Raw genomic sequence first — 21,595 nt, forward strand, 5'->3', positions numbered from 1 at the left:
CTGCGGTGCTGGACCGGAACCTGCACCACCTGCGGCCGCCCACTGACCAAGACCAGAACCTAACGAAGCACTACTAGGCCGTGTCTTTCGGATCATCCTGGGCCCGCGGCGCCTGGCACGGCACCTCGCGGCGTTGTCGCATCACCCACGGACACCCAGTCCGAGGGCAATGCTCCGCCTTGCGATGCACCGCACCAGACGCCGCGGGCTGCTCCAGGCTGATCCAAAAGACACGACCTAGCGTGGCGGTGGGCCGTCGGTGGTGAGTGTTGGCGGCGTCCGCCGACCGGTGATCGGAGGGAAACGTGAGTGTGTAGCCGGCAGAACCGCCTCCGGGACCGAAATGGCCACGGCACTGGCCGCGCCGCGGGCAGCATCACCGTGGGGGAAGCCCGTACCGTCGGCATGATGGCTGACCGAAGGAAGACACTATTCCTGAGAGGGACAGTGTGGGCGCTTCCGCGCACCCTACTGTTCGCGGAGGGAACAGTCCCAGAGCACAGCCGTCGGGCTGCCATCAGCTTCGTCCCGGGGGCCACGAGGCGTCGGCGGCTGTACGCAGGTGCGGAAGGCGCCTTTGCGGCTGTCAGTCCTTCGGTGTGAGACCGAGGGAATACGGCACGACAGCGGCTACCGTCACCGTTCCCTCACCTGCCTGCAGGCCGAACCCGGTCACATTGCCGGCGTGCTGCAGCGCGTTGGTGAACAGCTCGGAGACCACCAGCAACACTGCGTGCGTCTCCGTTTCCCGGTGCGGAGGGGCCACGGACAAAAAGCCACGGGCCATATCCCGGGTCTGCTGCACCGTCCGCACGCAGCCGTCACCGACGTCCTCACGATCCTGCTGAGGTGTCTGCACCATCCTGGCCTCCGGCGACTTGGATCTCTTCCCTCCTCGTCCGTCTGCCCCCACGTCCGTCAGATCACTCGGCGCTGCATCTTGTGCCCCGGACCGCTCCCCGAGTGCCCGACCCCGTGCCCATCGGCCGGTGCGGGCCTCGCTGTGCACCGGCTGTCTGCCCTGCGCTCTGCCTGTCTACGGGCCTGCACGCACTGCAAGCCGTAGGGCACGCAGGGGGTGTATGGGTCCAGGGCTGCGCGGCGAACGCTGACCAGGAGCACGCTCACGTCGGCCGGAAGCTTGTTCTTACCCCAGTGACGCACGGCTCCTAGGGTGGACGTGGGGGCCCCCGGCGCTTCCGCCGCCGGGGACCTCCGTGCGCGATCATCGGGTCAGGCTCCGATGCCGACGGAGCTGCTGTACGCGTACGCCGCATAGTCGAAGTCGACATCTGTGGGAGCGGCCACTCGGAAGTGGGGTCAGGTCAGCAGCCCGGTGACCGTCTGGGCCAGTGTGGCCAGTGAGGCGCCTCCGGCAGTCGCGGCGGTGATGATGTCCAGGCGCTCCCGGAGTGCTTGCCGGCGGTTGGCCGCGAGGGTTCCGTGGCGTTGGAGTTCTTCCTGTGCGAGGGTGAGTTCGGTGTCGAGGTCCGTGTGGTCAGGGTCGTTCCCCGGTGGGCCGGGGTCTGTGGTGGTCAGGAGGGCGGCGCGCAGCGCAGTTATCGCCGCGAGGAGGTGGGCCGGGTCGGCCGGCTCCGGCACGCCGTAGCTGATGTGGGTGTGCGGACCGGTGCTGAGCACGCCGCCCGAGACGGAGCCGCCCACGCTGATCGAGCCCGGCGGGGTGGCGGTGGCACGGTCGCGGTTGGCTGAGCCGCCGTTGGCGTCAGGAGGGTGTGGGTCGTCTGCCGCGGGCGGTCCCATGGCGGTCTCCTCGGGTGTAGTGGATGTCCGTGCGTGCCCCGGTGGAGGCGACACCGCCGCTCATTGCGCCGATGTAGATCGCTCCCTGGCCGACGGTGACGGTCTGCCGCTCGAACTCACGGGTGTCGTAGCCCTTCGACCGCAGTGCCTGCAGGACACCGTTCGTGATGCGGTCCTGCACGGTCTTCACATACCGGCTGACGTCCATCTCCTGGAACAGCGTCACCTGGTTCGTACCGCCCAGTTCACGTACCGACACCCGGGGGCCGTCCGGCTTCGACCGGGGCGGACGGCGCAGCCACGTCCGGGTCACGGCGAGAACCGTACGCAGCAACCCGAAGGCGGCGCTGGTGGAGGTCACCGGGCTGGACAGCAGTGCCAGCACCGTGTTGCCCAGCAGCAGCCGGTCCTGGTCGGAGGCCGCGCGGGCGGCCGACTCGAACTCCGCCCGGGCCGGCGCCAGGACGTGCGGGGCCACTTCGAGCACCAGCATGGAGCCCTGGGTGTGAACCCGGACCAGTACGGTCACGACCAACTGCCCGCCCCAGGCCGTGATCCGTACCCGCAGGAAGTGCCGGCGCGCCTCCCCGTCGTCGTTCACCGCCTCCCGCAGGCACTCGCGCAGCTGCTCGGTCCCGTAGGGCATGTCCTGGCGCGGCTCGTACACGGGCAGACAGACGCATTCGTCGACCTTCAGCTGACTGAGCCGGTCGCGGGCGGTGGCCGGGCCGGCCAGCCGCAGCGACGCCACTTGAGGCCGGATGAGGTCGAGGACGTCGCGGTTGCTCAGTTCGCCGGGCGGTGGCGGCCGGTCGGCGCCGTCCTCGGCGGCCCGGTCCTTGGGCCGGAGTTCCAGTACGAACGACCAGGCGTCGTAGGTGATCCCGAAGCCGATCAGCGGGTGCCCCGGCCGGTAGGGGCAGAGCGGCGAGAACTGTTCGCGGCCGATGGCCGCGCCGATACGCCGGTAGCGCCGGGTGTCCGGCAGCCGGAGGGTGGGATGGGCGTCGAACGACTCCTGGCTCAGCTCCCGCCGCATCAGCAGCACCGTCCGTACACGGTGTACCCACACCGGCACCGCCAGCAGCGGAAGGAAGAGCAGGGCGTGTCTGGGAGGTGTGCCGGCCAGGGCCCAGCCCACGAGACTCTGGATTCCGTTGGCGAATACGACCAGCACCACCACGAAGCCCAGCACGGTGACCTGCGACGGCGCTTGCCGAGCCTGCCCTGCCCGGCCCGGCGCGGGTGCCGCGAGAATGCGGCGCGCCGACAGAGTGAGCCCCCAGAGCAGGACCCACACCGTCGCGGAGGCCGCCGCTTCCCGGGCGTTCACCACGGCGAAGGCCGCCCACACCAGAAGTACCGTCAGTCCGGTGACCGCTTCCCAGCGCCGGGCACGCAGGGCATGCGCGAGGACGGGCAGCACGTCACAGCCGAGGGACGTGGCGACCGGCCGTTCCTCGTGCTCCACCAGTTCCTCGATGATCTGCCGCCGGTACCGCCGGTCCGTATAGGCCCCCACGCACAGCAGCCGGGTGGCCTCCTGCCCCGCGGGGCCCTTCGAAACCTTGCTCATGCAGGTCCCCTTCCGCCCCGGTCGCTATGAGCCCGACGGTTCGTACGCCCCTGTCACGGGCTTGCCGTCGGCCCGGCCCACGGTGCAGACCACCTGCCGGAACCCGTTCTTCCAATCGGTGGTGTTGATGACGTAGCCGAGCACGGCGGTGTCGTCGTCGGGCGCCCAGGCCGCGTCGAAGCGGTTGCGGCACAGATCGTTCGCGCTCTTGAACGCCCGGTCGGCGCTCATGCCCTGCGGTGCCTCGACGAATCCCACCACCTGGTCGGTGTGGGACTCGCTGCACGACGATGCCAGCAGCGCCTGGAAGGTGTCTTTCTTCTCCTTGTAGGTCCAGCAGTCACCGACCGCCATCTGCTGGAGGTTGAGATCGATTCCGTTGTCGCGGAAGCGGCCCACCTCTCCGTTGAAGGGGATGTGGCGGGAGGCGACCAGACAGGCCGCCCGCCGGCCTGCTGCCTCGAAGCCCTGTGCTGTCGGCACCACGGCGTAGGCCCCGGCGTCGGGCAGCCGCCCCGCCACCTCGTCTGCCTGCCGTGCGCACTGCCGGGCGGCTCCGGAGCGTGCCGCCTCGACACTGGGGAAGTCCATCATGGCGACCACCTGGGCGTTGTTCCCGTCACCGCAGTCGACGACGCCGAGGTTGGGCACGGACGCCAGCGGACGCCCTGCCCACACGGCGCTGACGCAGTCGCCGGTGGTGAGCGGCTCGGTGAGCCCGACCGACTGCCCGTACGGGAAGACGGCCGCGCTGTGCGACGCGGGCGGTGACGCGCTCGGCGTTTCCTGGCCCTGGCCTTTTCCGGTGCCGCTCCCGCCGGCGGTCAGCGCCAGCAGGGTCCCGGTGGCCGCGATCAGCACCACCACCGCGGCCACGGCCACGGGCCGCCACACTCCGGCCCGCAGCGCGAACCGCCGGCGGTTGCCGTCGGGCCCGGCGCCGGCCCCGACGCCCTCGGCCCCTTCCCCGCCGGGCCGTTTTCCCTCCTCTTCGGCACCGGGATCGTCCGTGCCCGGACCGATCAGCCGTTCCAGCGTCGCCCGCACCTTGTCGGCGGACGGCCGCTGTGTCGGCTCCTCGGCCAGCATCTCGCGTACAAGACCCGCCAACTCCTGCGCGCGAACGGGAATGTCGGGGGGAGCGGGCGGCGGGTGGCCTTCGGCGGCCGCGTAGAGCGTCGCCCCCAGCGCGTAGACATCCGCGGCCGGGGTCGCGGCCCGGCCAGGTTCCCGCGCCTGCTCGGGGGCGAGGAACCCGGCCTCCGTACCCGCAGGAGGCACCGTGCCGCTGAATCGGTACCCGGTCAGCAGCACCTGCTCGGGTACCTGCCCGTCAGCCTCCTCCGGTATCAGGAGGACAGCGGACGGCGAGACCTGTCCGTGCAGCACCCCCAGGGCGTGCCCCGCGCCGAGCGCGCCGGCGAGCGCCAGGGCGATCCCGGCCAGTTCCCCGGCCGGCACCGGACCGTCCTGCCGTAAGCGTGTGGCCAGATCGACCGCGCCCGGCTGGTACGCGGTCACCACCCAAGGATCGCCCTCGTGCTCCACGACGTCGTGCAGGGGGACCACATGCGCGTGCCGGCGCAACTGCCCCACTTGATCGGCGCGTTCCCGGGCCTGACGCAGCCGGGCCACTTCACCCCCGACCGCGCCGGGTGCCAACGGCAGCTCGGTGAGCAGAACCTCGGTCCCCAGGTCCTCGTCCTGCGCGACCCACTGCTCTCCGCCCGAAGGCCCCCGCCCGGTGCGACGCACCAACCGGTACCGTCCGCCGATCAGTGCCCGTTCGCTCATCCCGGCTCCTTCCCCCGATGGAGCCACCCGCCGCCGTACCGTGGGACCCTTGCCGTTACGGCGAGTTGCCTTGCTCTTGACGGTACACCCAAGGCCCCTGCGTCGACAGGCCCGAAGAGAGCGCACAGACGTGGCGCGGGCACCTACGAGGCCGACCGCGCTTTTACCCGGTGGCCGTAGCCAACTTGCAGTATGTGTCCCCGGTGACAGGCGGTACCGGCAGCCTCCGACACGAGGGGGCTTCGGCGCGACCTAAGCGGGCTCGACGGAAGTGGCCGGAAATGAGGCGCAAGCACGGGCGGAATCCGCTGGACCGCCACAGCGACACCTGGTCTGGGTGATCCAGCACATCGGAACGGTTCCGGGACACCAATAGTCGACCGCGCCGCCCCAGTGTCAGGGAGATGAGACCAGCCGGCCTTCCGGCAGGCTGACCGTCACGGGAGGGGGAGTGCCGACGGCGGTGAGAAGCCCGTCGGGGCTGGCCCGGCGGCGTCGCGGAAGGCGACCTCGCTGCCGGAGAACTCGGCGTGGCCGAAGGTCACGGTGCCGCCGGAGAATGTCGCCTGGCTGAGGAGCACCGTGCTGCCGCAGAACGTGGCGCGGTAGAAGTACACCGTGGCGCCGCAGAACGTGGCGTGGTTGAAGGACACCACGCCGCTGGCGAACGTGGCGCCGCTGAAGTCCATGTCGCCGTCGATGGTGCCCCCGGTGAGGTCGAGGTCGCAGCCCTGCCAGGAGCGATACATTCCCTGGGGGCGTCGGTCGTGGTCGCCGATGAGAGGCAGGACCGTGTGCCGGACCTTGCGAAATGCCAGGTAGCGGTGGCGCTCCTCCTGATGAGCGGGGTCGTCGCCGGGGTCGGGGTGCAGGGGAGCTGAAGGCAGGCGCACAGAACATCGATGCAGGTCTGGCGCAGGCTGTAGTCGGGGGCGTCATCGGCCAGTCCGGCCAGGGCGTGGATGCCACCGAGCCGAACGGCCGGGCAGTCCGGGCCAAGTTCGTCGACCGCCGAGGAGAAACGCTCAGTGTGGGGCCGGGTGGCTTCGCGGTGGGCACCGGCCTCGTCGACGCGCTGGCGGCGGTAGGCGACGACGAGGGCGACGAGGGCACTGGCCCCGGCGACCACTCCGAAGGAGAGTTTCACCAGGTCGAAGAGCGTCTTGGCGCCGAGCTTGGCGGTGGTGTCGATCTCCTCGAAGCTGAGCAGCAGCACCAGCCCGTAGAAGATGCCGCACGCGACCAGGACTGCGGAGGCGAAGGCGAGGCCCAGTGCCCGGCCGACTCCCCATAACCGCAACTCCCGATCATCCGGGCGCGGCCTTCGGTTGACGGCCATGACGGTGGAGACTAGGCGCGGGAATCAGCGGTTGCAGCAGTCCGTCAAGGGCGTGGCCCTCGCCGTAACCGCAGCGGCGCGGCGAATCGTTCTGTTCAACGGCAGCGCAGGCGCCGATCACCTCCGCGCCTCCTGCGGCTCAGCGTCATCGGGCAGCGACGTCTTCTCCTGCTCCCGACCGTATTACCGGGCATTAGCGGAGCAGCAGCCGGAGGCGCCCGGTCGCCGGCCTCCTTCGGGAGGGGCGTGACCGTCCCCATGCTGGCCGCTTGGCTGCGCGAGCACTCCGGAGTAGGGGCGGCGTGTGCTGGGCGGGCGCGCTGGCCTAGCGTCGGGGAATCACTGCGACGCTCCGGAAGCCGATCGACACCCCCGGCGCCTCGACTACAGCGAAGCTCTGCGCTTGAGGTAGCCGGACACAAGGCCAATGACCAACAGGGAACCCAGGATTGCAGCCATCCACAGGGCGTTGTCCAATACGGCGATCACCAACAGCGCGAGCATGCCCAGAAGGCTTGCCATGAGGTAGTACCGCTCACGTGTGTCCTCCCGGCGCTCGACTTCCCTCTTCACCTCAAGGTACCGGGGGTCGGCAGGGCTCGTTTCGGGGGGAAGCTTTCCGGCACGTAGGATCCGCCGATGGTGATGCCACGGCATCTTTCCGTGCCTGGTTCGGGCGCTTGCGCGCCGTTCCTCGTTCCATCTCTGCCGGGGAGGCAGAGACAGCAGCCACCTCCGCCTGTCCCGCGTGTAGTGCCGGTTACCGTAGAGCTTGAGGTCGAGCTCTTCCTGCTCTTTCTGATGACGCTGGGGGTTGTAGGAACTCGAACTCTCTCCTTTTTTGCGCGGGCGCTTGTGGTATAGCCGTAAAGCTTCGGCGATCACATCCGGAGTGATGGATTGTCCAAAGACGATCTGGTCGGCGTTGTACTGGGGGCCGTTGACCTGTTGCCCCTGCTGGTTGAAGAAAGCCCCCTGCCGCTGGCCTTCTCTGGGGCGTCCGCGATCACGGTCGTTCGGGTTACCCACTGAGGAACACTCCCATGGCACTGGCAAAATTGTTCACAATTGCCGCGGTCATGCCCCCCATGGCCAGGAGCCCGGCCAAGCGGCCCCGCGCAACGTCGATCTCACCGGCCTCCAGCTCGCCACGCGCTGCGGTCAGCTCGGCGGTCACCTGCGCGCGGGTGGCGGCGGGAATCTCCAGCTCCTGGACTGCGGCCAGCGCCCGGTCGAACTCCCTCGCCACCGCCCGAGCATCGATGGGACTGTAGTTCCCGTGAGTGACGTTGACGGTGTCACCCATGTACTGATTGCCGTGAACCGTCTGGTTGCTCTGGTCAAACGTTGCCATGCCAGCATGATGCCCCGACTCGCCTTGCTGTCGCAGGGGTTGGTTCGCCGAGCTCGCCCGACGACCGGATCGCCCCGGCTCCGTACCGAGGTATCCGTACGGCGGTCCATGGCTGCTGGGTTCCGTGTGCCCAATCCGGTCCCGGGCCTCGGCCGTGGCGCCGGGCATGTGCTGGATCACCAGTTCCGTGGCGGGAAGATCGGTCGGTGCCGTACGCGAACTGCGCAACGGCCTCGACCCGGCCCTCCACGACTCGGCGCTCCGGGCCTCCGCATCGCATCCTGAAACGATCAGTCAGCGGCATGGACGGAGCCCCTTTCGGAGAAGGAGAAACAGCGGGTGACTCCGGCCTCGGCGAGGAGTCGAGGTGTGCGTCGAGGAACTGCCGGGCAGTCAAGGCGCGGACATTCGCGAGGCGGACGTGCCCGGCCGGCTCAGTGCCGGCGCTCACCGGCGCGGAGTAGTTCGCTGCATGCCGGCCCTGGCCTGCGTACGCGGGGGTGGAACGTTGAGCGCCCTGGCGAGTTGGGGCAGCAAGAAGAGGCGGGCAGTGGAGTACTGGATCGTCGCCTGGCCCTCCCGGGCCGCCACGGGAAACTGTGGGTGCGGCACAGGCTACCGTGGCCGTCCGCTGCGCCGGCACAGCGCCGCGCGCCTTGCGCAGAAGAGGGCCGCGGGCGGCGGCGCCACCCTCAGCGGCGGCGAACCGCTCCTCCAGCCCGTCTTCGCCGGCGAACTCCTCCACCGCTTCAAGCACGAACTCGGCCTGCACACCGCCCTGGACACCTCCGGCTACCTCGGCGCCCGCGCCACCGACGCGCTGCTGAGGGACACCGACCTCGTACTACTGGACATCAAGTCCTGGCGCCCCGCCCTCTACCAGCGGTTCACCGGCCGGCACATGCGCCCGACCCTGGACTTCGCCCGGCGGCTGGCCCGGCTGGACAAGGAGGTGTGGGTGCGTTACGTGCTCGTCCCGGGACTGACCGACGACCCGGCCGACATCGAGGGTGTGGCCTCCTTCGCGGCCTCGCTCGGCAACGTGAGCCGGGTCGATGTACTGCCCTCCCACGAGCTCGGCGCGTCCAAGTGGGACCGCCTCGGCCTGGACTTCACGCTACGGGACACCCCGGCCCCCACCGGGCCGGAGGTGCCGAAGGCGCGCGAGGCCTTCGAGGGGTTCGGCCTGACGGCGGTGTGAGGGGCGAGCCGGGGGACCGGTGACGTCGTCAGCCGAACCGCACACTGGAAAAGGCCGCGCTGCGCGGTGCGTGCTTTCCCGGGGCGAGCGGAGTGGGCCGCCCGTTGCACTTCTTGCCCGAGAAAAGGACGGCCGGTGCGTTCGTCTCGTTGCGGGCGCCGCGCGCTCGCTGCTGCATCGTCAAGCACCTGCTGTTCGGCGGGTTCGCGATGACGTAGGACTTGTTGTCCGGCCCCAGCCAGATGAACGACCCCTTCGAGGCGAACGCCTCGCCCATGGAAAGGGTGGTGGCGAAGGTGAGCCCCGCGAGAGCTACGACGGCTGGACGGAAGACGCGCATCGTTCATCCTTTTCTGGAATTCGGCTGACCGGCCGGATCGGCCTTTGTCCGGTCAACGACGCTCAGCTTTGTCCGACACGCCTGGTACGCCCCATCGGATCAACTCCGGCACCGGCACGACTCTCCGTCCTGGCGAGCCGGGCGCATTCGTCGAAGCGGGCGAGCACGAGGCGGGCCATGGAGGTTTGGGCGCCGAGCGGGCGGGCGGTGCCCATGCAGCCCGCCCGCTCGGCCTCCACGGCGAGGCGGTCGGAGAAGCGGCCGGTGGCCATCAGATAGGGGAGGACCGCGATACGCGTGAAACCCTCGGCGCGCAGCTCCCGTGCCGCACGGGCGAGTGACCGGTCTTGCCCACGACCGGTATCCGAACCGCCGCACAGCAGGGCCGGCCGTACCGGAACGGGGGTTTCCCGCCCGGCGCGCAGGGCCGCGCCCAGCTCCCGGGCGGCGGTGTGGCAGCCGTCGTTGCCGCCCGGCCGGCGGGAGCCCGCGGCGGCCAGGATCACGGCGTCCGCCGCGCGGCCGGCCCGCGACTCGGCCTGCCGGAGGCGGTGCGTCAGCGCTTCGGTCAGCAGTGGATGCGGAGCCAGCGGTCTCGCGGCGCGGGCGGGTCCGAGCAACGCGGGCAGGTCCACGGTGAAATGAAAGCCCGCCCCCAGCAGCAAAGGCACCACGATGGCCGGCGCGCCGCGCAGAGCGGCCACGGCTTCGTCGACCGTCGGCCGGTGAATGTCGAAGAACGCGATGTCCACCCGCAATGCGGGGCGCGACTCGCGTACTCGTGCCAGCAATCGGTGTGTTTCCGTTTGTGCCCGGGCCTCACGACTGCCGTGCGCGGCGGCAATCAGCACAGGGGAAAAGGAGGCCATGCCGCCACGGTAATGACGACCGCGCCGCGGGATAAGGCACTACGGGTCCCGGACGCACCGGGACGACCGGCCCTGATCAAGAGGCCGTTCGGCGCGGGGTGCGGGCTCGGGGCGGGCATAGCCTGAAAGCGCTGCGGCCCGGGAAGGCGCGGGCTCAGGGCGGCAGTCGTGGAATACGGAAAAACGCGTCCCCGTCGCCCAGCAGCTGGCAGGAGTGCTCTCATGGTGTCATCCACCGACCGGCCCACGCTCGTTCTCGTCGGTCACGGCATGGTCGGCCAGCGGCTGCTGGAAGAGCTGGCCGCACGCGACGCGCTCGCCGGACCGGACGCCCCGGGCGACGGAAAACGGTGGCGCGTCGTGGTCCTCGCCGAGGAGGAGCGCCGCGCCTACGACCGCGTGCACCTGTCCTCGCTGTTCACCGGAACCGCCCCGGAAGAACTCGACCTCGCCGCCCCCGGCTTCTTCGCACAGCACGACATCACGCTGCGGCTCGGCGACCCCGCCACCGCGATCGACACCGCCACCCGCACGGTGACCACGCGCCGCGGCGCGGCGTGGCGGTACGACGCGCTGGTGCTGGCCACCGGCTCGTATGCCTTCGTGCCGCCGGTACCCGGCCGGGACGCGCCCGGGTGCTTCGTCTACCGCACCGTCGAGGACGTCCGGGCCATCCGGGAGGCGGCGCGCGGTGCCCGCACCGCGGCCGTCGTCGGCGGCGGGCTGCTCGGCCTGGAGGCGGTCGGGGCCCTGCGCTCACTCGGTCTGGAGACCAGCGTGGTGGAGGCCGCGCCCCGGCTGATGCCCGGCCAGGTGGACCCGGGCGGCGCCGACGTCCTGGCCCGCACCATCGAGGCGATGGGCGTCCAGGTGCGTACCGACGCGGCGATCACCGAGGTGTGGACCGGCGCGGACGGACGCGTGCGCGGCCTGTCGCTGTCGGACGGCGGGAGCGTCCGGGCCGACCTCATCGTCTTCTCCGTGGGCGTACGGCCCCGTGACGAACTCGCCAGGACCGCCGGCCTCGACGTCGCGGACCGCGGCGGCATCATGACCGACCCCCACTGCCGCACCTCCGATCCGGACGTCTACGCCATCGGTGAATGCGCCCGGGCCGCCGACGGCAACGTCTACGGACTCGTCGCCCCCGGCTACCGGATGGCGGAAGCCCTGGCGGACACCCTGACCGGCGGACAGGGCAGCTTCACCGGCGCCGACACCTCCACCAAACTCAAGCTGCTGGGTGCGGACGTGGCCTCCTTCGGCGACCCCTTCGCGCCGGACGCCGGCGGCTCGGTGCTCTGGGCCGACTCCGGCTCCGGCGTGTACAAGAAGCTGGTGCTCGGCCCGGACGGGCAGCTGGTGGGCGGCATCCTGGTCGGGGACGCGGACGCGTACGGCACCCTGCGCCCCCTCGTGGGCGCCCAGCTGCCCGGCCCGGCCGCCTCCTTCCTGCTGCCCGCCGACGGGGCGGGCCCGGTGGACACCACCGCGGTGCTCCCCGACGACGCGGTGATCTGCTCGTGCAACGGCGTCACGAAGAAGGCCCTGCGCGACGCGGTCCGCGGCGGCGCGCACGACCTGGTCGCCGTGAAGAAGTGCACCGGCGCCGGCACCCAGTGCGGCGGCTGCGTCGGCGCCGTAACGTCGATCATGGAAGCGCAACTGGCGGCCGAGGGGATCGAGACGGGACCGGGCGGACTGTGCCCGGACTTCACCCAGAGCCGCCGCGAGCTGTACGAGATCATCCGCGTGACCGGCATCGACACCTTCACCCGGCTGGCGAAGGAGTACGGCGTACCCGGCCCGGACGGCAAGCCGCCGCACGGCTGCGCGGTCTGCCGCCCGACCGTCGCCTCGCTCCTGGCCACCCTCGGCCCGGAACTGGGACTGCACCACATCCTGGACGGCGAGCAGGCCGCACTCCAGGACACCAACGACCTCTTCCTCGCCAACCTCCAGAAGGACGGCACCTACTCCGTGGTGCCGCGCCTGCCGGCCGGTGAGATCAGCCCCGAACACCTCATCGTGCTCGGCGAGGTCGCCCGCGAATTCGGCCTCTACACCAAGCTCACCGGCGGACAGCGCATCGACCTGTTCGGCGCCACGGTGGACCAGCTCCCGGACATCTGGCGCAGGCTGGTCGACGCCGGCCTCGAATCGGGCCACGCGTACGGCAAATCGCTGCGCACCGCGAAATCCTGCGCCGGGTCCCGCTGGTGCCGTTTCGGGCAGCGCGATTCCGTCGGCATGGCCGTGGAGCTGGAACTGCGGTACCGCGGACTGCGGTCCCCGCACAAATTGAAGCTGGCGGCTTCCGGCTGCGTCCGCGAGTGCGCCGAGGCGCAGAGCAAGGACGTCGGCGTCATCGCCACGGCCAAGGGCTGGAACCTCTACGTGGGCGGCAACGGCGGCGTCACACCCCGCCACGCGGATCTCCTCGCCCAGGACCTGGGCGACGAGCAACTGATCCGTGTCATCGACCGCTTCCTGATGTTCTACATCCGCACCGCGGACCGCCTGGAACGCACCGCGGCATGGCTGGAGCGCATCGACGGCGGTATCGACCACGTCCGGGACGTCGTGCTGCACGACTCCCTGGGACTGGCCGACGAACTGGAAGCCCAGATGCAGCGGCACGTGGACGCCTACCGCGACGAATGGCGGGCCGTCCTGGAGGACCCGGCGAAGCTGCGCCGTTTCACCAGCTCCCTCCCGGCCCCCGTCGGCCCGGCCGCCCCCGGGCACGTCCAGGTCCGTACGGACGCGGGCGAGTGGCAGTCGGTCTGCCTGCTGGCGGACCTTGAGCCGGGACGCGGTGTGCCGGTCCGACTCGGCGACGGGGGCGGGACGCTCGCGCTCTTCCGCTCACCGGACGGAGAGGTCTTCGCCGTCTCCGACACCGACCCCGTCTCCCAGGCCGGCGTCATCTCGCGCGGCATCTACGGAGCGGTGGACGGAGCCCCGGTGGTGACCTCACCCATGTACAAACAGCGCTTCGACCTGCGTACCGGTGCCTGCCTGGACGACGAGCACCAGCACCTCGCCGTCCACGAGGTCCGGGTGCTGTGACCGGCCCCGGACCTCGGCCTCCGGCTCCCCCTGCCGCTGCGGCACCTCACTGATGCCGGACCGGCGGGCAGGAGCCGGTCTCCTCACCGATGGAGTTGATCTCGGCGTTCGACCGCGGGTCCCCCGCGTAGTCGATCTGGTTCGTGCACTTCACCCCCGGCTTCTTGGCGGCGCCCGACGGCGTGCCCTCGGCGGGCTTCCGGCCGGGCTTGGCCTCGGAGCCGGAGGAGCCGGAGGAGCCGGAGGAGCCCGAGGAGCCGGAGGAGCCCGAGGAGCCTGAGGAGCCCGAGGAGTTCGAAGACCCCGAGGAGCCCGCCGCCCCCGAGGAGTTCGAAGAACCCGACGTCCCCGAGGAGCCGGAGGTGGCGGGGGACTGCTGGGCACTCGCGCTCGTGGACGCCGAGGAGGGCGAGGTCTTGAGCCCGCCGCCGTCCTGGCAGGCGGTGAGTCCGAACGCGGCGGCGGCAATCACCATGGCGGCAGCGGTGTTGCGGGCGCGGCGCAGCGCGGTGCGGTGGGACATCTGCTTTCCCCGTTCTCGTCGAGTGGTGTTCCGGTTGGTGAGAACAAGCCTCTCGGCCGGCGCTGCCGCTCCACCGCCGTACGGCTAACGCCTCACTAACGGCCACGGCGGACCGGCCGCCCTTCCGGCAACGGCGGCGGACGGCACGAGCCTGCTGATCGCCGTCACCCGGTCCACCGCCCGGTGAGGAAAGTCAGGGCGAACACGGTGCTCAGGGGCGTCACCAGGCACAGGTACGCGGTGTGGAACCGGTGGCTGCGCAGGCTCCAGCGGGCCAGGACGATCCACAGTGGCCACCACAGGAGGGCGGCACGGGGTATGGAGACGTACCAGTACGAGGTGCCCAGGGCGCACAGGCTGAGGGCGACGTAGACGGTCTCGGGCCAGCGGCGCTTGCGCGCCAGGACGACGATCAGTGCCACGCCGACGGCCATGACGACGAGTTCGGCCTGGAACATGAAGGCGTAGCCGGTGCTCTGGGCCTGGTCGAAGGCGTTGTTCCAGGTGTGGGTCCAGGCTTCCCAGGGCGTGTGGAAGGTGCGGTACCAGCCGCGTTCCTGGGCCCGTTTCCAGGCCATCCAGTCGCCGGTGTGGGACTGGAGGTACCAGCTGAAGAGGAAGAGCGGCAGCGCGGGCAGGGCCAGCCAGGGCAGCGGGCGCAGGTCGCGGGTGCTGCGCAGGGTGAGGAGGAGATGGGTGGCGATGGCCGCGGCGAGGAAGAGCCCGCTGACGCGTACGACGGTGGCCGCGGCGGTCAGCGTCATGGCCAGGGCCCAGTTGTGGCGCTGGGCTGCGAGCCAGGCGGGCAGCGCCAGGGCCAGGAAGAGAGCCTCGGTGTAGCCGACGGCCAGGAAGACGGCGCACGGGGAGAGCAGGAAGAACAGGACGGTGCGCCGTCCCGCTGCGGTCTCGTGCAGGTGGTGGCGGGTGATCCGCGCCAGGGCCAGTACGGCGACGGCTCCGGAGACGAGGGAGATCGACAGCCCGGCCAGGGCCCAGTCCGGCACGAGGAAGTGGACCGCGCGCAGTGCGAGGGGGAAGCCGGGGAAGAAGGCTTCCCGGTTGTCCCAGTCGGCCTGCCACGGCCCGGCCTGCCCGGGGAAGTAGCCCTGCTGGGCGATGTGCAGGAAGTGGTCCCAGTCCCAGTGCTGGAACGGCGCGAGGACCGGGCCGGGGTCGTGGGTGCCGGGATCGGAGGGGAAGAGCCACCGGGCGCAGTAGGCCGTCAGCCAGATCCCCGTGCGTGTCGACAGATAGAGCCACAGGATGTCCCGGTCCGCCGGGCTGAGGCGCCAGGTCACACGGTCGCGCAGTCTTCGGCGCACACAGCCGGTCCGTGCGGCCGGATCCGGGAGGTGCGGAAGGTGTCCGGGCGGTGCCGGGAGGCGGGAGCGCTCACGTACGTAGACGGACGAACAGGGCATAACGGGCTCCTTGAGGGTATGTCGGCAGGCCGGACCGCCCGGTGGCGGTCCGCCGGGTCATCGGGAGAGCCGGCTCGGCTCAGGCGGGGCGCGGAGCGGGCCGGGCCGGTCGGGTCATGGAGAAGCCGGCTCAGGGCAGTGCGGTGGCCGTCCCTTGCTCCGTGCCCGAAGGGGAGGCGTCGATCGTGGAATTCCGCGTGGGAGGGGGCGAGGTGTAGCCCGGTGCGGAGGCGGGGGGCGAGGTGGTGGGCGCGGTGGGTACGGGGGACGGCGGCCGGTCCGGAGACGGCCGTCCGGGCGACGGCGTACCGGCCGGCCCCACGGGGGCCGGCGGCCGGGAAAGCAGCGCGGCAGCGGTGGCGGCGCCGCCGAAAGCCAGGCCCACCACCGTCACCAACGCGGTGACGCGGCGCCGGCGCGCCCGTCGCCCGCGTGCGGCGATCTCGGCGACCGGTGCGACGGGGGCGCCGTCCTGCCCCGCACCGGCGGCTTGCTGGAACAGGGACCGCAGCGGGTCCTGGGGCTCAGACACCGGGCGCCTCCTCGATACGCGGGTCGTGCAGCCGAGCGGCGAGCGCCTTGCGGCCACGGCTCAGGTGGGTCTTGACGGTGCTCGCCGACAGCCCCGTCTCGCCCGAGATCTGCTCGACGGACAGGTCGCACAGGTAGTGCAGGGTGAGCGTGCGGCGCTGCTGGACGGGCAGCTCGCGCAGTGCCTCGACCAGCGCGACCTGCGCCGGTCCCGGCCCTTCGACATGGGGTGGGGCGCCGCTGCGCTTCCACGCGTCGGCGCTGCGGCGCAGACGCCGCCACCGGCTGACCGCCAGCCGCCAGGCGACCGTGCGGATCCACGCCTCCGGCTGCCCGCTCCGGTCGAGCTGCCGGCGCCGGTTCCAGCCCCGGACGAACGCCTCCTGCACCACGTCCTGCGCCTCGTGCAGGTCACCGAGCATCACGTACAACTGTCCGGTGAGCCGCGTGACCGTCTGGACGTAGAACTGTTCGAACTCCTCGACGGTCAACAGCCACTCCTGGATCTCTCGTTTCACCTGCCATACGCCTCGCAGACGGCGTTCGGTCGACAAGCAAGACGAGAAAACTCTGTGACCCCCGTCACGCAGCGCGTCGGCGTGGGGCCACACCTCTAACCGAACCACACGGCTGCCCGCGCCCCGGGAGCGCGGCGGCCCGCGCGCACGGCATCCGCCTCACGGGCCCCGACGAACGGCAGCGTCGCGTGTCCTGTCCAGGCCAGGGCCCCAGGTGACCTCTCGTCAGCGGAGGTCGCGAACGAGGGGGTCGATAATGGAATCCACCCGGCCCGAGTCGAACGACTCCGAGCCGATGAGCAGGGTCACGGCGCGCCGACCGTCCTCGGTGACGGCGTTCCTGAATGTGTGGCCGCTCTCCATATGGCCGCTGTGTCCCCAGGTGATGAATCCCGGGGTGCGCTCGTAAGGCTCGACTCCCAGGCCGTAGTACGTAGTACTCACCCGCGTTGCCCAGCGCATGGGGCAGCCGGGTGTCGAACTCCGTGGTCTCCCGGCCACCAGGATCACCTGTCGGGGGCCGGCGGGCAGTGGGCGGCCAGGCCATCACCGCGTTCCGGTGGCCTCCGTCCCCAGCCCTGTATGACGCCGGTGGCCGGGGGCTGACGATGAGCGCGGTCCTGGCCCATGTCGTGCGGGCCGAGAGGAGGCGGGAGGCGGCGACTCGCGATGACGGAAACTTGCCTGACTGGTAAGTTAAGTTTCATGAGTCCTCGAAGGAGTGCCAGGAACCAGCTCGTCACAAGCGCTGAGGAGGTCTTCTACCACCGGGGTTTCGCGGCCACCGCGGTGGACACCGTCGCGCAGGAAGCCGGCGTCTCGAAGCCGACGCTGTACGCCCACTTCAGCGGCAAGAGCGACCTCGCCGCGACGGCGCTGCGGCACCGGCACGCCGAGGCGGCCGAGGAACTGGAGGAGTGGCTGGCCGGCGTGGAGGATCCGGCCGACCGGCCGTCGGCCGTGTTCTCCTGGCTGGCTCACCGGTACGAGAGCAAGGGCGGGCGGGGCTGCGCCTTCCTCAACGCCGCTGCCGAGGTGGTCGATCCCGAGGACCCCGTACGCCAGGCCGTCCTGGGGGAGAAGCGGTGGCTGCGCGAACTGCTCACCACACTGTGCGCACAGGCCGGGGCGCCGGCACCCGAACGCATCGCCTCACAGTTGCTGTTGCTCGTCGACGGCGTGGCCGGGCGGGTGGTCGTCGAGGGACCGCAGGCCGCCGCGCGGGCGGTGGCCGACGCCGCGGACGCCGCCGCCGTCCTGCTGGGGGCCGGTAGGCGATGAGGCGCGCCGGAGACCGGATCGCGCGGCGCGCCGTCCTCCTGCTGTCGGGTCTCGCCCTGTACGGCGTCAGCACGGCCCTGCTGGTCCGGGCGGGCCTGGGAACGGACCCGTGGACTGTGCTCACCCAGGGCGTCGCCCGTACCACCGGGCTGACTCTCGGGCTCGTGGTCGTCCTGGTCTCGGCCGCCGTGTTCCTCCTGTGGGTCCCCCTGCGGCAACGCCCCGGCATCGGTACCCTCGCGAACGCCGTCCTCGTCGGCCCCGTCCTCGACCAGGCGCTGCGGGTCCTGCCGGCTCCTCAACCCTGGCCGTGGCGGCTGCTCTTCCTCCTCGGCGGTGTCGTCGGCACCGCGGTGGCCACCGGGCTGTACGTCGGCGCCGGCTGGGGGCCGGGCCCCCGGGACGGGCTGATGACGGGGCTGGCGCGACTGGGGGTTCCGCTCCTCGTCGCCCGTACCCTCATCGAGGCGTCTGTTCTGGTGGGCGGATGGCTGCTCGGCGGTACCGTCGGTATCGGCACGGCGGTGTACGCCCTCGGGGTCGGGCCGCTCGTCGCCTTCTTCCTGCCGCGCCTCGCCCTGCGGCCGGACGAGCCCGACTCCGCGCCGGACCGGCGGGAAGCAACCGCTACGGCGCGCTCTGCGAGAACCGGGCGTCCATGGTCCGCAGCAGGTCGAGTGCGTGATCACCAGACGAACCCGGGACGGCTGCGGAGAGAACGGCACGCAGGTCACTGCCCTCGACAGTGAGGACATCGCAGTCGAGAGTCAGGGGGCCAACCTGGGGGGAGGATCGTCTTGCGGCCGGAGGCGTGGCGGGCTACGGCGCGTTCCTGCCACAGGGATTCGAAGCGGGGACTCGCTCGACGGAGGCCGGCGATGAGGTCGCGCAGCAGAGGATCACCCGGCTGGCGCCCAGCGGCGGCCCGCAGGTCCGCGGCGTCCGCGGCGTCCGCGGACTCGAAAGCGGCGTCCTTTCGCGGCGGTGGCGACGCGTGACGGGACGCCGGTGAAGTGCCGTCACAACAGGTTCCGGTCGCGTGCCGTATCCGCGGGCAGCTCCCCCAGCAGGGCGATGAGCAGCGGGTTGGTGGCCACCGCTTGCCATGCGGCGTCCAGTACGAGCACCGGCGGCACCTCGTCGAACAGGGGCGCCTCGGCCCTGGCCCTGCTCGCCCGCGTCCCCGAGGCTGATGCCGAGGCCCGCATGGCGTACGAGGCGACGATGCGCGCCCGGCACCGCTACCGGACCTGCGAGACCGCGGAGGCCGCCGCGGCGCAGGCTGCCCAGTGAGCCCGGAATAGCACCGCGTGCCACTTGTTCAAGACCCGTTACCCAGGTCCTGCGCGGTATCCAGGCTCTGTCCGGGCGGTTCCCGGGGCAGCGGCCGGCACTGGGCGCGTACGCGGCGGGTGCGGTACGGGTGCGCGCCGCACAGCAGGCGTCCCGGCCCGCAGCGGCTGCTGACGCTCCTGTGCGGACCCGGGAGAACGCCTCGGCCGACTACCGGCGCGCTCTGGCCGCACCCAGCACCGCGGTGCGGCAGTGAACCGGCATGGGGGAGCGTTCCCGGCCGCCTTGGGGGCGCGGAGGCGAGGGTGTCACGAAGACGGGCCGCGGTCAGCGATGAGGGCGGTACCGGGAGCGCTCATCTGCGGTGGTACATCCGGCGCCGACGCGTGGCCCGTAGGGCATGGGCAGCCCGGACGGCGCAGGAACGGTGGAATCGGTCTCCGCGCGGTGTGGACCGTGCTGAGGTGCTACTAACCCCCGAAGAGGTGTGTGATGCCAGAAATCATGCCGAAAGTGGATGATCGGACGCAGCAGATCGTGTGCGCTGCGGCCGGTGGTGAGCTGCGCTCCGGGACGCATCTCTCGGAAGTGGACTTGTGGGGCGTTCGGGTGGCGCTGGCCTATCGGCTCGACGAGGCCGAGCACGAACGCCGCATCCGGTCGAGGGCGGGCTCGGTGGACGATTTGTGGGCGTTGAATGCGCTGCTGAAGCTGCCGGTGGGCGAACCAGTACCTGCTTCGTTGCTGAACGACTGCGAACACGGCCTGCTGCGCGGCTGTCCGCCGGGGGTGCTGCGGCGGCGAGGGAGCACGGTGGAGCGGCTGGCGGTGCTGCCGCTGTGGGTGGATCTGGCAGTTGTACGCAGTGAGCACGCCGGGCTTGACGCGCTGAACCGGATGCCGTTCGGGACCTACGCGCCGCAGGCGATCTGGCTGGACTGTCCGGTTGAGGGTTCCGAGCGGCTGGTGGCCGAGGCCGAGCTGTACAGCACCGGCGTGGTGCAGTGGCAGGGTGATGGCGTGCCGCGGGTGCTGGCCGCGCCGCAGCCGCTGCGCGACGTGCAGACCACGGCAGCCGGATGGCGTTTCACCGAACACGCCTACCAGCAGGTGCTGGGCGGCTATGGGGGCGTGCGGCGGTCAGTCCGCTGCAGTGGCCCACACCTTGAGCGCGGCCGGCCAGGTCGGGCTCTGTGCGCTGCGCCACTGCCGCGAGATGGTCTCGCGGGCTTTGACGGCTTCCCAGCACTGGTCCTTCCACAGGCGGCGGCGTTCGGTACCGGGCTTCGCCGCCTGCAGGGCCTCGGCCCAGCGCAACCAGGTGGCGACGTTGTGCTGGTTGGCCGCTGCGACGTCTTCGGGGCTATCGCTGAACCGAGCGAGATGCTGCCCGTTGCAGATGCCGCAGGGGCACTGCGGGGCGTTGTTCCATCCGTAGAGGTGGGCGAGTTGTGCGCCGTAGAAATACTCCATGAGCACGGGGTGCAGCACTCGGGCTTTCGCCCCGCCGCCCGGGTTGGCGTCCGGCCGTCCGGGTGTGTAGGGAGGTCGGAAGGCGCGGCAGGACGCCTGGAGGCCGATGGAGACGAAGAGCGCGCCGTGCGCGAGCGCATCGAGACCGGCGAGGTCGGTGCGGATCAGCGCGACGCGTTCGATGCCGGTGATGAGTCCGCGCAGCCGCAGAGCGGAGCTCTCGTCGGGGAGCACTCCGTCGGTGGCGCCGAAGGCGAGTGCTTTGATGTGCGGGATGCCGTTGAGGGAGCGGATGAGGAATCGGACGTCGTCGTCTTGGTGCAGCCATTGCGCGTCGAGCGGGACGACGAACACGGCCGAGGCAGGGTCGTACTCCTGCACGCGGCTGACGGCTGAGCGTATCGCCGCTCGGTCGCCGTCTCGGAAACACAGCGTGGGAGTCAGCACCGCTGTAGCGCCGGCGTTGATCTGCTCCTGTCCGAGAGGGGCACTGTCCGGTTCGGTGAACAGAAGCGAGGCGTCGCCAGGTGGAGGCATGCGGTGGAAGGTCGCGTGGGCGCTCGCGGTGTGCTGCTCGTAATGGGACAGGTCGAAAAACAGGCGGGGAGCCGGGAGCAACTGGGCGTCTTTTGCCGACCCGAGGGCGGAGACGCTGCAGAGGATGAGACCGTCGGCCGTCTCACCGTCGCGCGACGGCATACCCTTCGGTTTGGTGTGGAGCAGGACTCGGTCGTCCAGGTTGCCTAGAAGGGGTTTCTGCCGCTCGGGTACGCCGCCGCCCTTAGAGGTCCTAACAGAAGCTGTTGATCATGTGGCTTTCGGTTCGGGTGGTCGTTGGCCTGGCCGTGGGGAAACGTCAGTCGCGGCCGTGGATTGTGTCGGATGAACTGTGCTCGCTCATCGAGCCGTTGGTGCCCGAGCCGGTGCCGAAGCAGGTGGCGGGACGCCCCCGGGTGCCGGACCGGCAGGCACTCTGCGGGATTCTGTTCGTGCTGCATACCGGGATCCAGTGGGAGTACCTGCCGCAGGAGCTGGGCTTCGGCTCCGCCGATGGCCTGCTGGCGGCGTCTGGCTGCGTGGAACGGTGCCGGCGTCCGGGACGCACTGCACTTGGTGCTGCTGAAGAAGCTGCGGGCCGCGAAGAAGCCGGACTGGTCGCGGGCGGTGATCGACTCCTCCCGCGTCAGGGCCGCTCGCCGGGGCCCCAAAGCGGCCCCAGCCCGGTCGGCCGAGCACGTCCGGG

Annotated in this window: 22 protein-coding genes and 1 pseudogene; 8 read left to right on the forward strand and 15 right to left on the reverse strand. The window is 70.9% G+C overall.

The annotated features are described in order from the left end of the window. Positions 1-586: 586 nt before the first annotated feature. The 5 genes from ACH4FX_RS42540 to ACH4FX_RS42560 form a co-directional block, all read right to left on the reverse strand. Positions 587-862, reverse strand: coding sequence for a hypothetical protein (locus ACH4FX_RS42540; RefSeq protein ID WP_398487230.1), 276 nt, complete (start codon positions 860-862; stop codon positions 587-589). A gap of 458 nt (positions 863-1,320) precedes the next feature. After that, entirely contained in the window at positions 1,321-1,764 is a 444-nt protein-coding gene (locus tag ACH4FX_RS42545) for a hypothetical protein (RefSeq protein WP_398487231.1), read from the reverse strand. Next, positions 1,727-3,340, reverse strand: coding sequence for a hypothetical protein (locus ACH4FX_RS42550; RefSeq protein WP_398487233.1), 1,614 nt, complete (start codon positions 3,338-3,340; stop codon positions 1,727-1,729). Before ACH4FX_RS42550 ends, ACH4FX_RS42545 begins: the two co-directional genes overlap by 38 nt. 24 nt (positions 3,341-3,364) lie before the next feature. After that, on the reverse strand, positions 3,365-5,134 hold the full coding sequence (locus ACH4FX_RS42555; RefSeq protein ID WP_398487235.1) for a septum formation family protein: 1,770 nt from the start codon (positions 5,132-5,134) through the stop codon (positions 3,365-3,367). A 437-nt stretch (positions 5,135-5,571) separates the two neighbouring features. Beyond that, positions 5,572-6,027 (reverse strand): hypothetical protein, encoded by a 456-nt coding sequence (locus tag ACH4FX_RS42560; protein WP_398487237.1) that lies wholly within the window; start codon positions 6,025-6,027, stop codon positions 5,572-5,574. 65 nt (positions 6,028-6,092) lie between these two features. Between ACH4FX_RS42560 and ACH4FX_RS42565 the strand changes: the two genes are divergently transcribed. After that, positions 6,093-6,428: a hypothetical protein gene (locus ACH4FX_RS42565; RefSeq protein WP_398487239.1), complete on the forward strand. Its 336-nt coding sequence runs from the start codon at positions 6,093-6,095 to the stop codon at positions 6,426-6,428. A gap of 429 nt (positions 6,429-6,857) precedes the next feature. Here the strand turns inward: ACH4FX_RS42565 and ACH4FX_RS42570 are convergent, their stop codons facing one another. After that, positions 6,858-7,502: a hypothetical protein gene (locus ACH4FX_RS42570; RefSeq protein WP_398487240.1), complete on the reverse strand. Its 645-nt coding sequence runs from the start codon at positions 7,500-7,502 to the stop codon at positions 6,858-6,860. Further along, a complete protein-coding gene (locus tag ACH4FX_RS42575; RefSeq protein WP_398487242.1) occupies positions 7,495-7,827 on the reverse strand; it encodes a hypothetical protein in 333 nt (110 codons plus the stop codon). The genes ACH4FX_RS42570 and ACH4FX_RS42575 overlap by 8 nt, the downstream gene beginning before the upstream one ends. A 550-nt stretch (positions 7,828-8,377) precedes the next feature. Here ACH4FX_RS42575 and ACH4FX_RS42580 point away from each other — a divergent pair. Then, positions 8,378-9,028: a radical SAM protein gene (locus ACH4FX_RS42580; RefSeq protein WP_398487243.1), complete on the forward strand. Its 651-nt coding sequence runs from the start codon at positions 8,378-8,380 to the stop codon at positions 9,026-9,028. Between the two features lie 28 nt (positions 9,029-9,056). On the opposite strand, the gene ACH4FX_RS42585 is transcribed toward ACH4FX_RS42580, so the two are convergent. Then, a complete protein-coding gene (locus tag ACH4FX_RS42585) occupies positions 9,057-9,368 on the reverse strand; it encodes a hypothetical protein (protein WP_398487244.1) in 312 nt (103 codons plus the stop codon). A gap of 62 nt (positions 9,369-9,430) precedes the next feature. Continuing rightward, the gene (locus tag ACH4FX_RS42590; protein WP_398487245.1) at positions 9,431-10,237 is read right to left on the reverse strand and encodes a sirohydrochlorin chelatase; all 807 of its coding nucleotides are present in this window, start codon (positions 10,235-10,237) and stop codon (positions 9,431-9,433) included. 222 nt (positions 10,238-10,459) lie between these two features. Between ACH4FX_RS42590 and nirB the strand changes: the two genes are divergently transcribed. Then, the gene (gene nirB / locus ACH4FX_RS42595; RefSeq protein ID WP_398487247.1) at positions 10,460-13,309 is read left to right on the forward strand and encodes a nitrite reductase large subunit NirB; all 2,850 of its coding nucleotides are present in this window, start codon (positions 10,460-10,462) and stop codon (positions 13,307-13,309) included. Between the two features lie 46 nt (positions 13,310-13,355). Here the strand turns inward: nirB and ACH4FX_RS42600 are convergent, their stop codons facing one another. The 5 genes from ACH4FX_RS42600 to ACH4FX_RS42620 form a co-directional block, all read right to left on the reverse strand. Further along, the gene (locus tag ACH4FX_RS42600) at positions 13,356-13,832 is read right to left on the reverse strand and encodes a hypothetical protein (RefSeq protein WP_398487248.1); all 477 of its coding nucleotides are present in this window, start codon (positions 13,830-13,832) and stop codon (positions 13,356-13,358) included. Positions 13,833-13,996: 164 nt separating this feature from the next. Continuing rightward, positions 13,997-15,256 carry a mannosyltransferase family protein gene (locus ACH4FX_RS42605; RefSeq protein WP_398487250.1) on the reverse strand — a complete coding sequence of 420 codons (1,260 nt, stop codon included), beginning with the start codon at positions 15,254-15,256 and terminating at the stop codon, positions 13,997-13,999. A gap of 130 nt (positions 15,257-15,386) precedes the next feature. Then, on the reverse strand, positions 15,387-15,788 hold the full coding sequence (locus ACH4FX_RS42610; RefSeq protein WP_398487252.1) for a hypothetical protein: 402 nt from the start codon (positions 15,786-15,788) through the stop codon (positions 15,387-15,389). Continuing rightward, on the reverse strand, positions 15,781-16,278 hold the full coding sequence (locus tag ACH4FX_RS42615) for a SigE family RNA polymerase sigma factor (RefSeq protein ID WP_398487261.1): 498 nt from the start codon (positions 16,276-16,278) through the stop codon (positions 15,781-15,783). The genes ACH4FX_RS42610 and ACH4FX_RS42615 overlap by 8 nt, the downstream gene beginning before the upstream one ends. Positions 16,279-16,530: 252 nt before the next feature. Next, positions 16,531-16,749 (reverse strand): hypothetical protein, encoded by a 219-nt coding sequence (locus tag ACH4FX_RS42620; protein WP_398487254.1) that lies wholly within the window; start codon positions 16,747-16,749, stop codon positions 16,531-16,533. Between the two features lie 261 nt (positions 16,750-17,010). Between ACH4FX_RS42620 and ACH4FX_RS42625 the strand changes: the two genes are divergently transcribed. After that, on the forward strand, positions 17,011-17,586 hold the full coding sequence (locus tag ACH4FX_RS42625) for a TetR/AcrR family transcriptional regulator (RefSeq protein ID WP_398487255.1): 576 nt from the start codon (positions 17,011-17,013) through the stop codon (positions 17,584-17,586). Further along, positions 17,583-18,335, forward strand: a complete 753-nt coding sequence (locus tag ACH4FX_RS42630) for a YitT family protein (RefSeq protein ID WP_398487257.1) — start codon at positions 17,583-17,585, stop codon at positions 18,333-18,335. Before ACH4FX_RS42625 ends, ACH4FX_RS42630 begins: the two co-directional genes overlap by 4 nt. Here the strand turns inward: ACH4FX_RS42630 and ACH4FX_RS42635 are convergent. Continuing rightward, on the reverse strand, positions 18,317-18,634 hold the full coding sequence (locus ACH4FX_RS42635; RefSeq protein WP_398487263.1) for a hypothetical protein: 318 nt from the start codon (positions 18,632-18,634) through the stop codon (positions 18,317-18,319). The two genes, ACH4FX_RS42630 and ACH4FX_RS42635, sit on opposite strands and share 19 nt — an antisense overlap. A gap of 26 nt (positions 18,635-18,660) precedes the next feature. Between ACH4FX_RS42635 and ACH4FX_RS42640 the strand changes: the two genes are divergently transcribed. From ACH4FX_RS42640 to ACH4FX_RS42650, 3 genes and pseudogenes are all read left to right on the forward strand, one after another. Then, positions 18,661-18,879 (forward strand): hypothetical protein, encoded by a 219-nt coding sequence (locus ACH4FX_RS42640; protein ID WP_398487258.1) that lies wholly within the window; start codon positions 18,661-18,663, stop codon positions 18,877-18,879. 492 nt (positions 18,880-19,371) lie between these two features. After that, a complete protein-coding gene (locus ACH4FX_RS42645; protein WP_398487259.1) occupies positions 19,372-20,748 on the forward strand; it encodes a hypothetical protein in 1,377 nt (458 codons plus the stop codon). A gap of 413 nt (positions 20,749-21,161) precedes the next feature. Continuing rightward, a pseudogene (locus tag ACH4FX_RS42650) lies at positions 21,162-21,595 on the forward strand (transposase); the annotation flags it as partial.

Source organism: Streptomyces sp. NPDC018019, from assembly GCF_044327805.1.
Taxonomy (GTDB): Bacteria; Actinomycetota; Actinomycetes; order Streptomycetales; family Streptomycetaceae; genus Streptomyces.

What these genes read in the sequence shown, in the direction of transcription:
- ACH4FX_RS42540 (WP_398487230.1), bottom strand. Translation starts at nt 862, where the DNA reads ATGGTGCAGACACCTCAGCAGGATCGTGAGGACGTCGGTGACGGCTGC.
- ACH4FX_RS42545 (WP_398487231.1), bottom strand. Translation starts at nt 1,764, where the DNA reads ATGGGACCGCCCGCGGCAGACGACCCACACCCTCCTGACGCCAACGGC.
- ACH4FX_RS42550 (WP_398487233.1), bottom strand. Translation starts at nt 3,340, where the DNA reads ATGAGCAAGGTTTCGAAGGGCCCCGCGGGGCAGGAGGCCACCCGGCTG.
- ACH4FX_RS42555 (WP_398487235.1), bottom strand. Translation starts at nt 5,134, where the DNA reads ATGAGCGAACGGGCACTGATCGGCGGACGGTACCGGTTGGTGCGTCGC.
- ACH4FX_RS42575 (WP_398487242.1), bottom strand. Translation starts at nt 7,827, where the DNA reads ATGGCAACGTTTGACCAGAGCAACCAGACGGTTCACGGCAATCAGTAC.
- ACH4FX_RS42585 (WP_398487244.1), bottom strand. Translation starts at nt 9,368, where the DNA reads ATGCGCGTCTTCCGTCCAGCCGTCGTAGCTCTCGCGGGGCTCACCTTC.
- ACH4FX_RS42590 (WP_398487245.1), bottom strand. Translation starts at nt 10,237, where the DNA reads ATGGCCTCCTTTTCCCCTGTGCTGATTGCCGCCGCGCACGGCAGTCGT.
- nirB (WP_398487247.1), top strand. Translation starts at nt 10,460, where the DNA reads ATGGTGTCATCCACCGACCGGCCCACGCTCGTTCTCGTCGGTCACGGC.
- ACH4FX_RS42600 (WP_398487248.1), bottom strand. Translation starts at nt 13,832, where the DNA reads ATGTCCCACCGCACCGCGCTGCGCCGCGCCCGCAACACCGCTGCCGCC.
- ACH4FX_RS42605 (WP_398487250.1), bottom strand. Translation starts at nt 15,256, where the DNA reads ATGCCCTGTTCGTCCGTCTACGTACGTGAGCGCTCCCGCCTCCCGGCA.
- ACH4FX_RS42625 (WP_398487255.1), top strand. Translation starts at nt 17,011, where the DNA reads ATGAGTCCTCGAAGGAGTGCCAGGAACCAGCTCGTCACAAGCGCTGAG.
- ACH4FX_RS42630 (WP_398487257.1), top strand. Translation starts at nt 17,583, where the DNA reads ATGAGGCGCGCCGGAGACCGGATCGCGCGGCGCGCCGTCCTCCTGCTG.
- ACH4FX_RS42640 (WP_398487258.1), top strand. Translation starts at nt 18,661, where the DNA reads ATGAGCAGCGGGTTGGTGGCCACCGCTTGCCATGCGGCGTCCAGTACG.
- ACH4FX_RS42645 (WP_398487259.1), top strand. Translation starts at nt 19,372, where the DNA reads ATGCCAGAAATCATGCCGAAAGTGGATGATCGGACGCAGCAGATCGTG.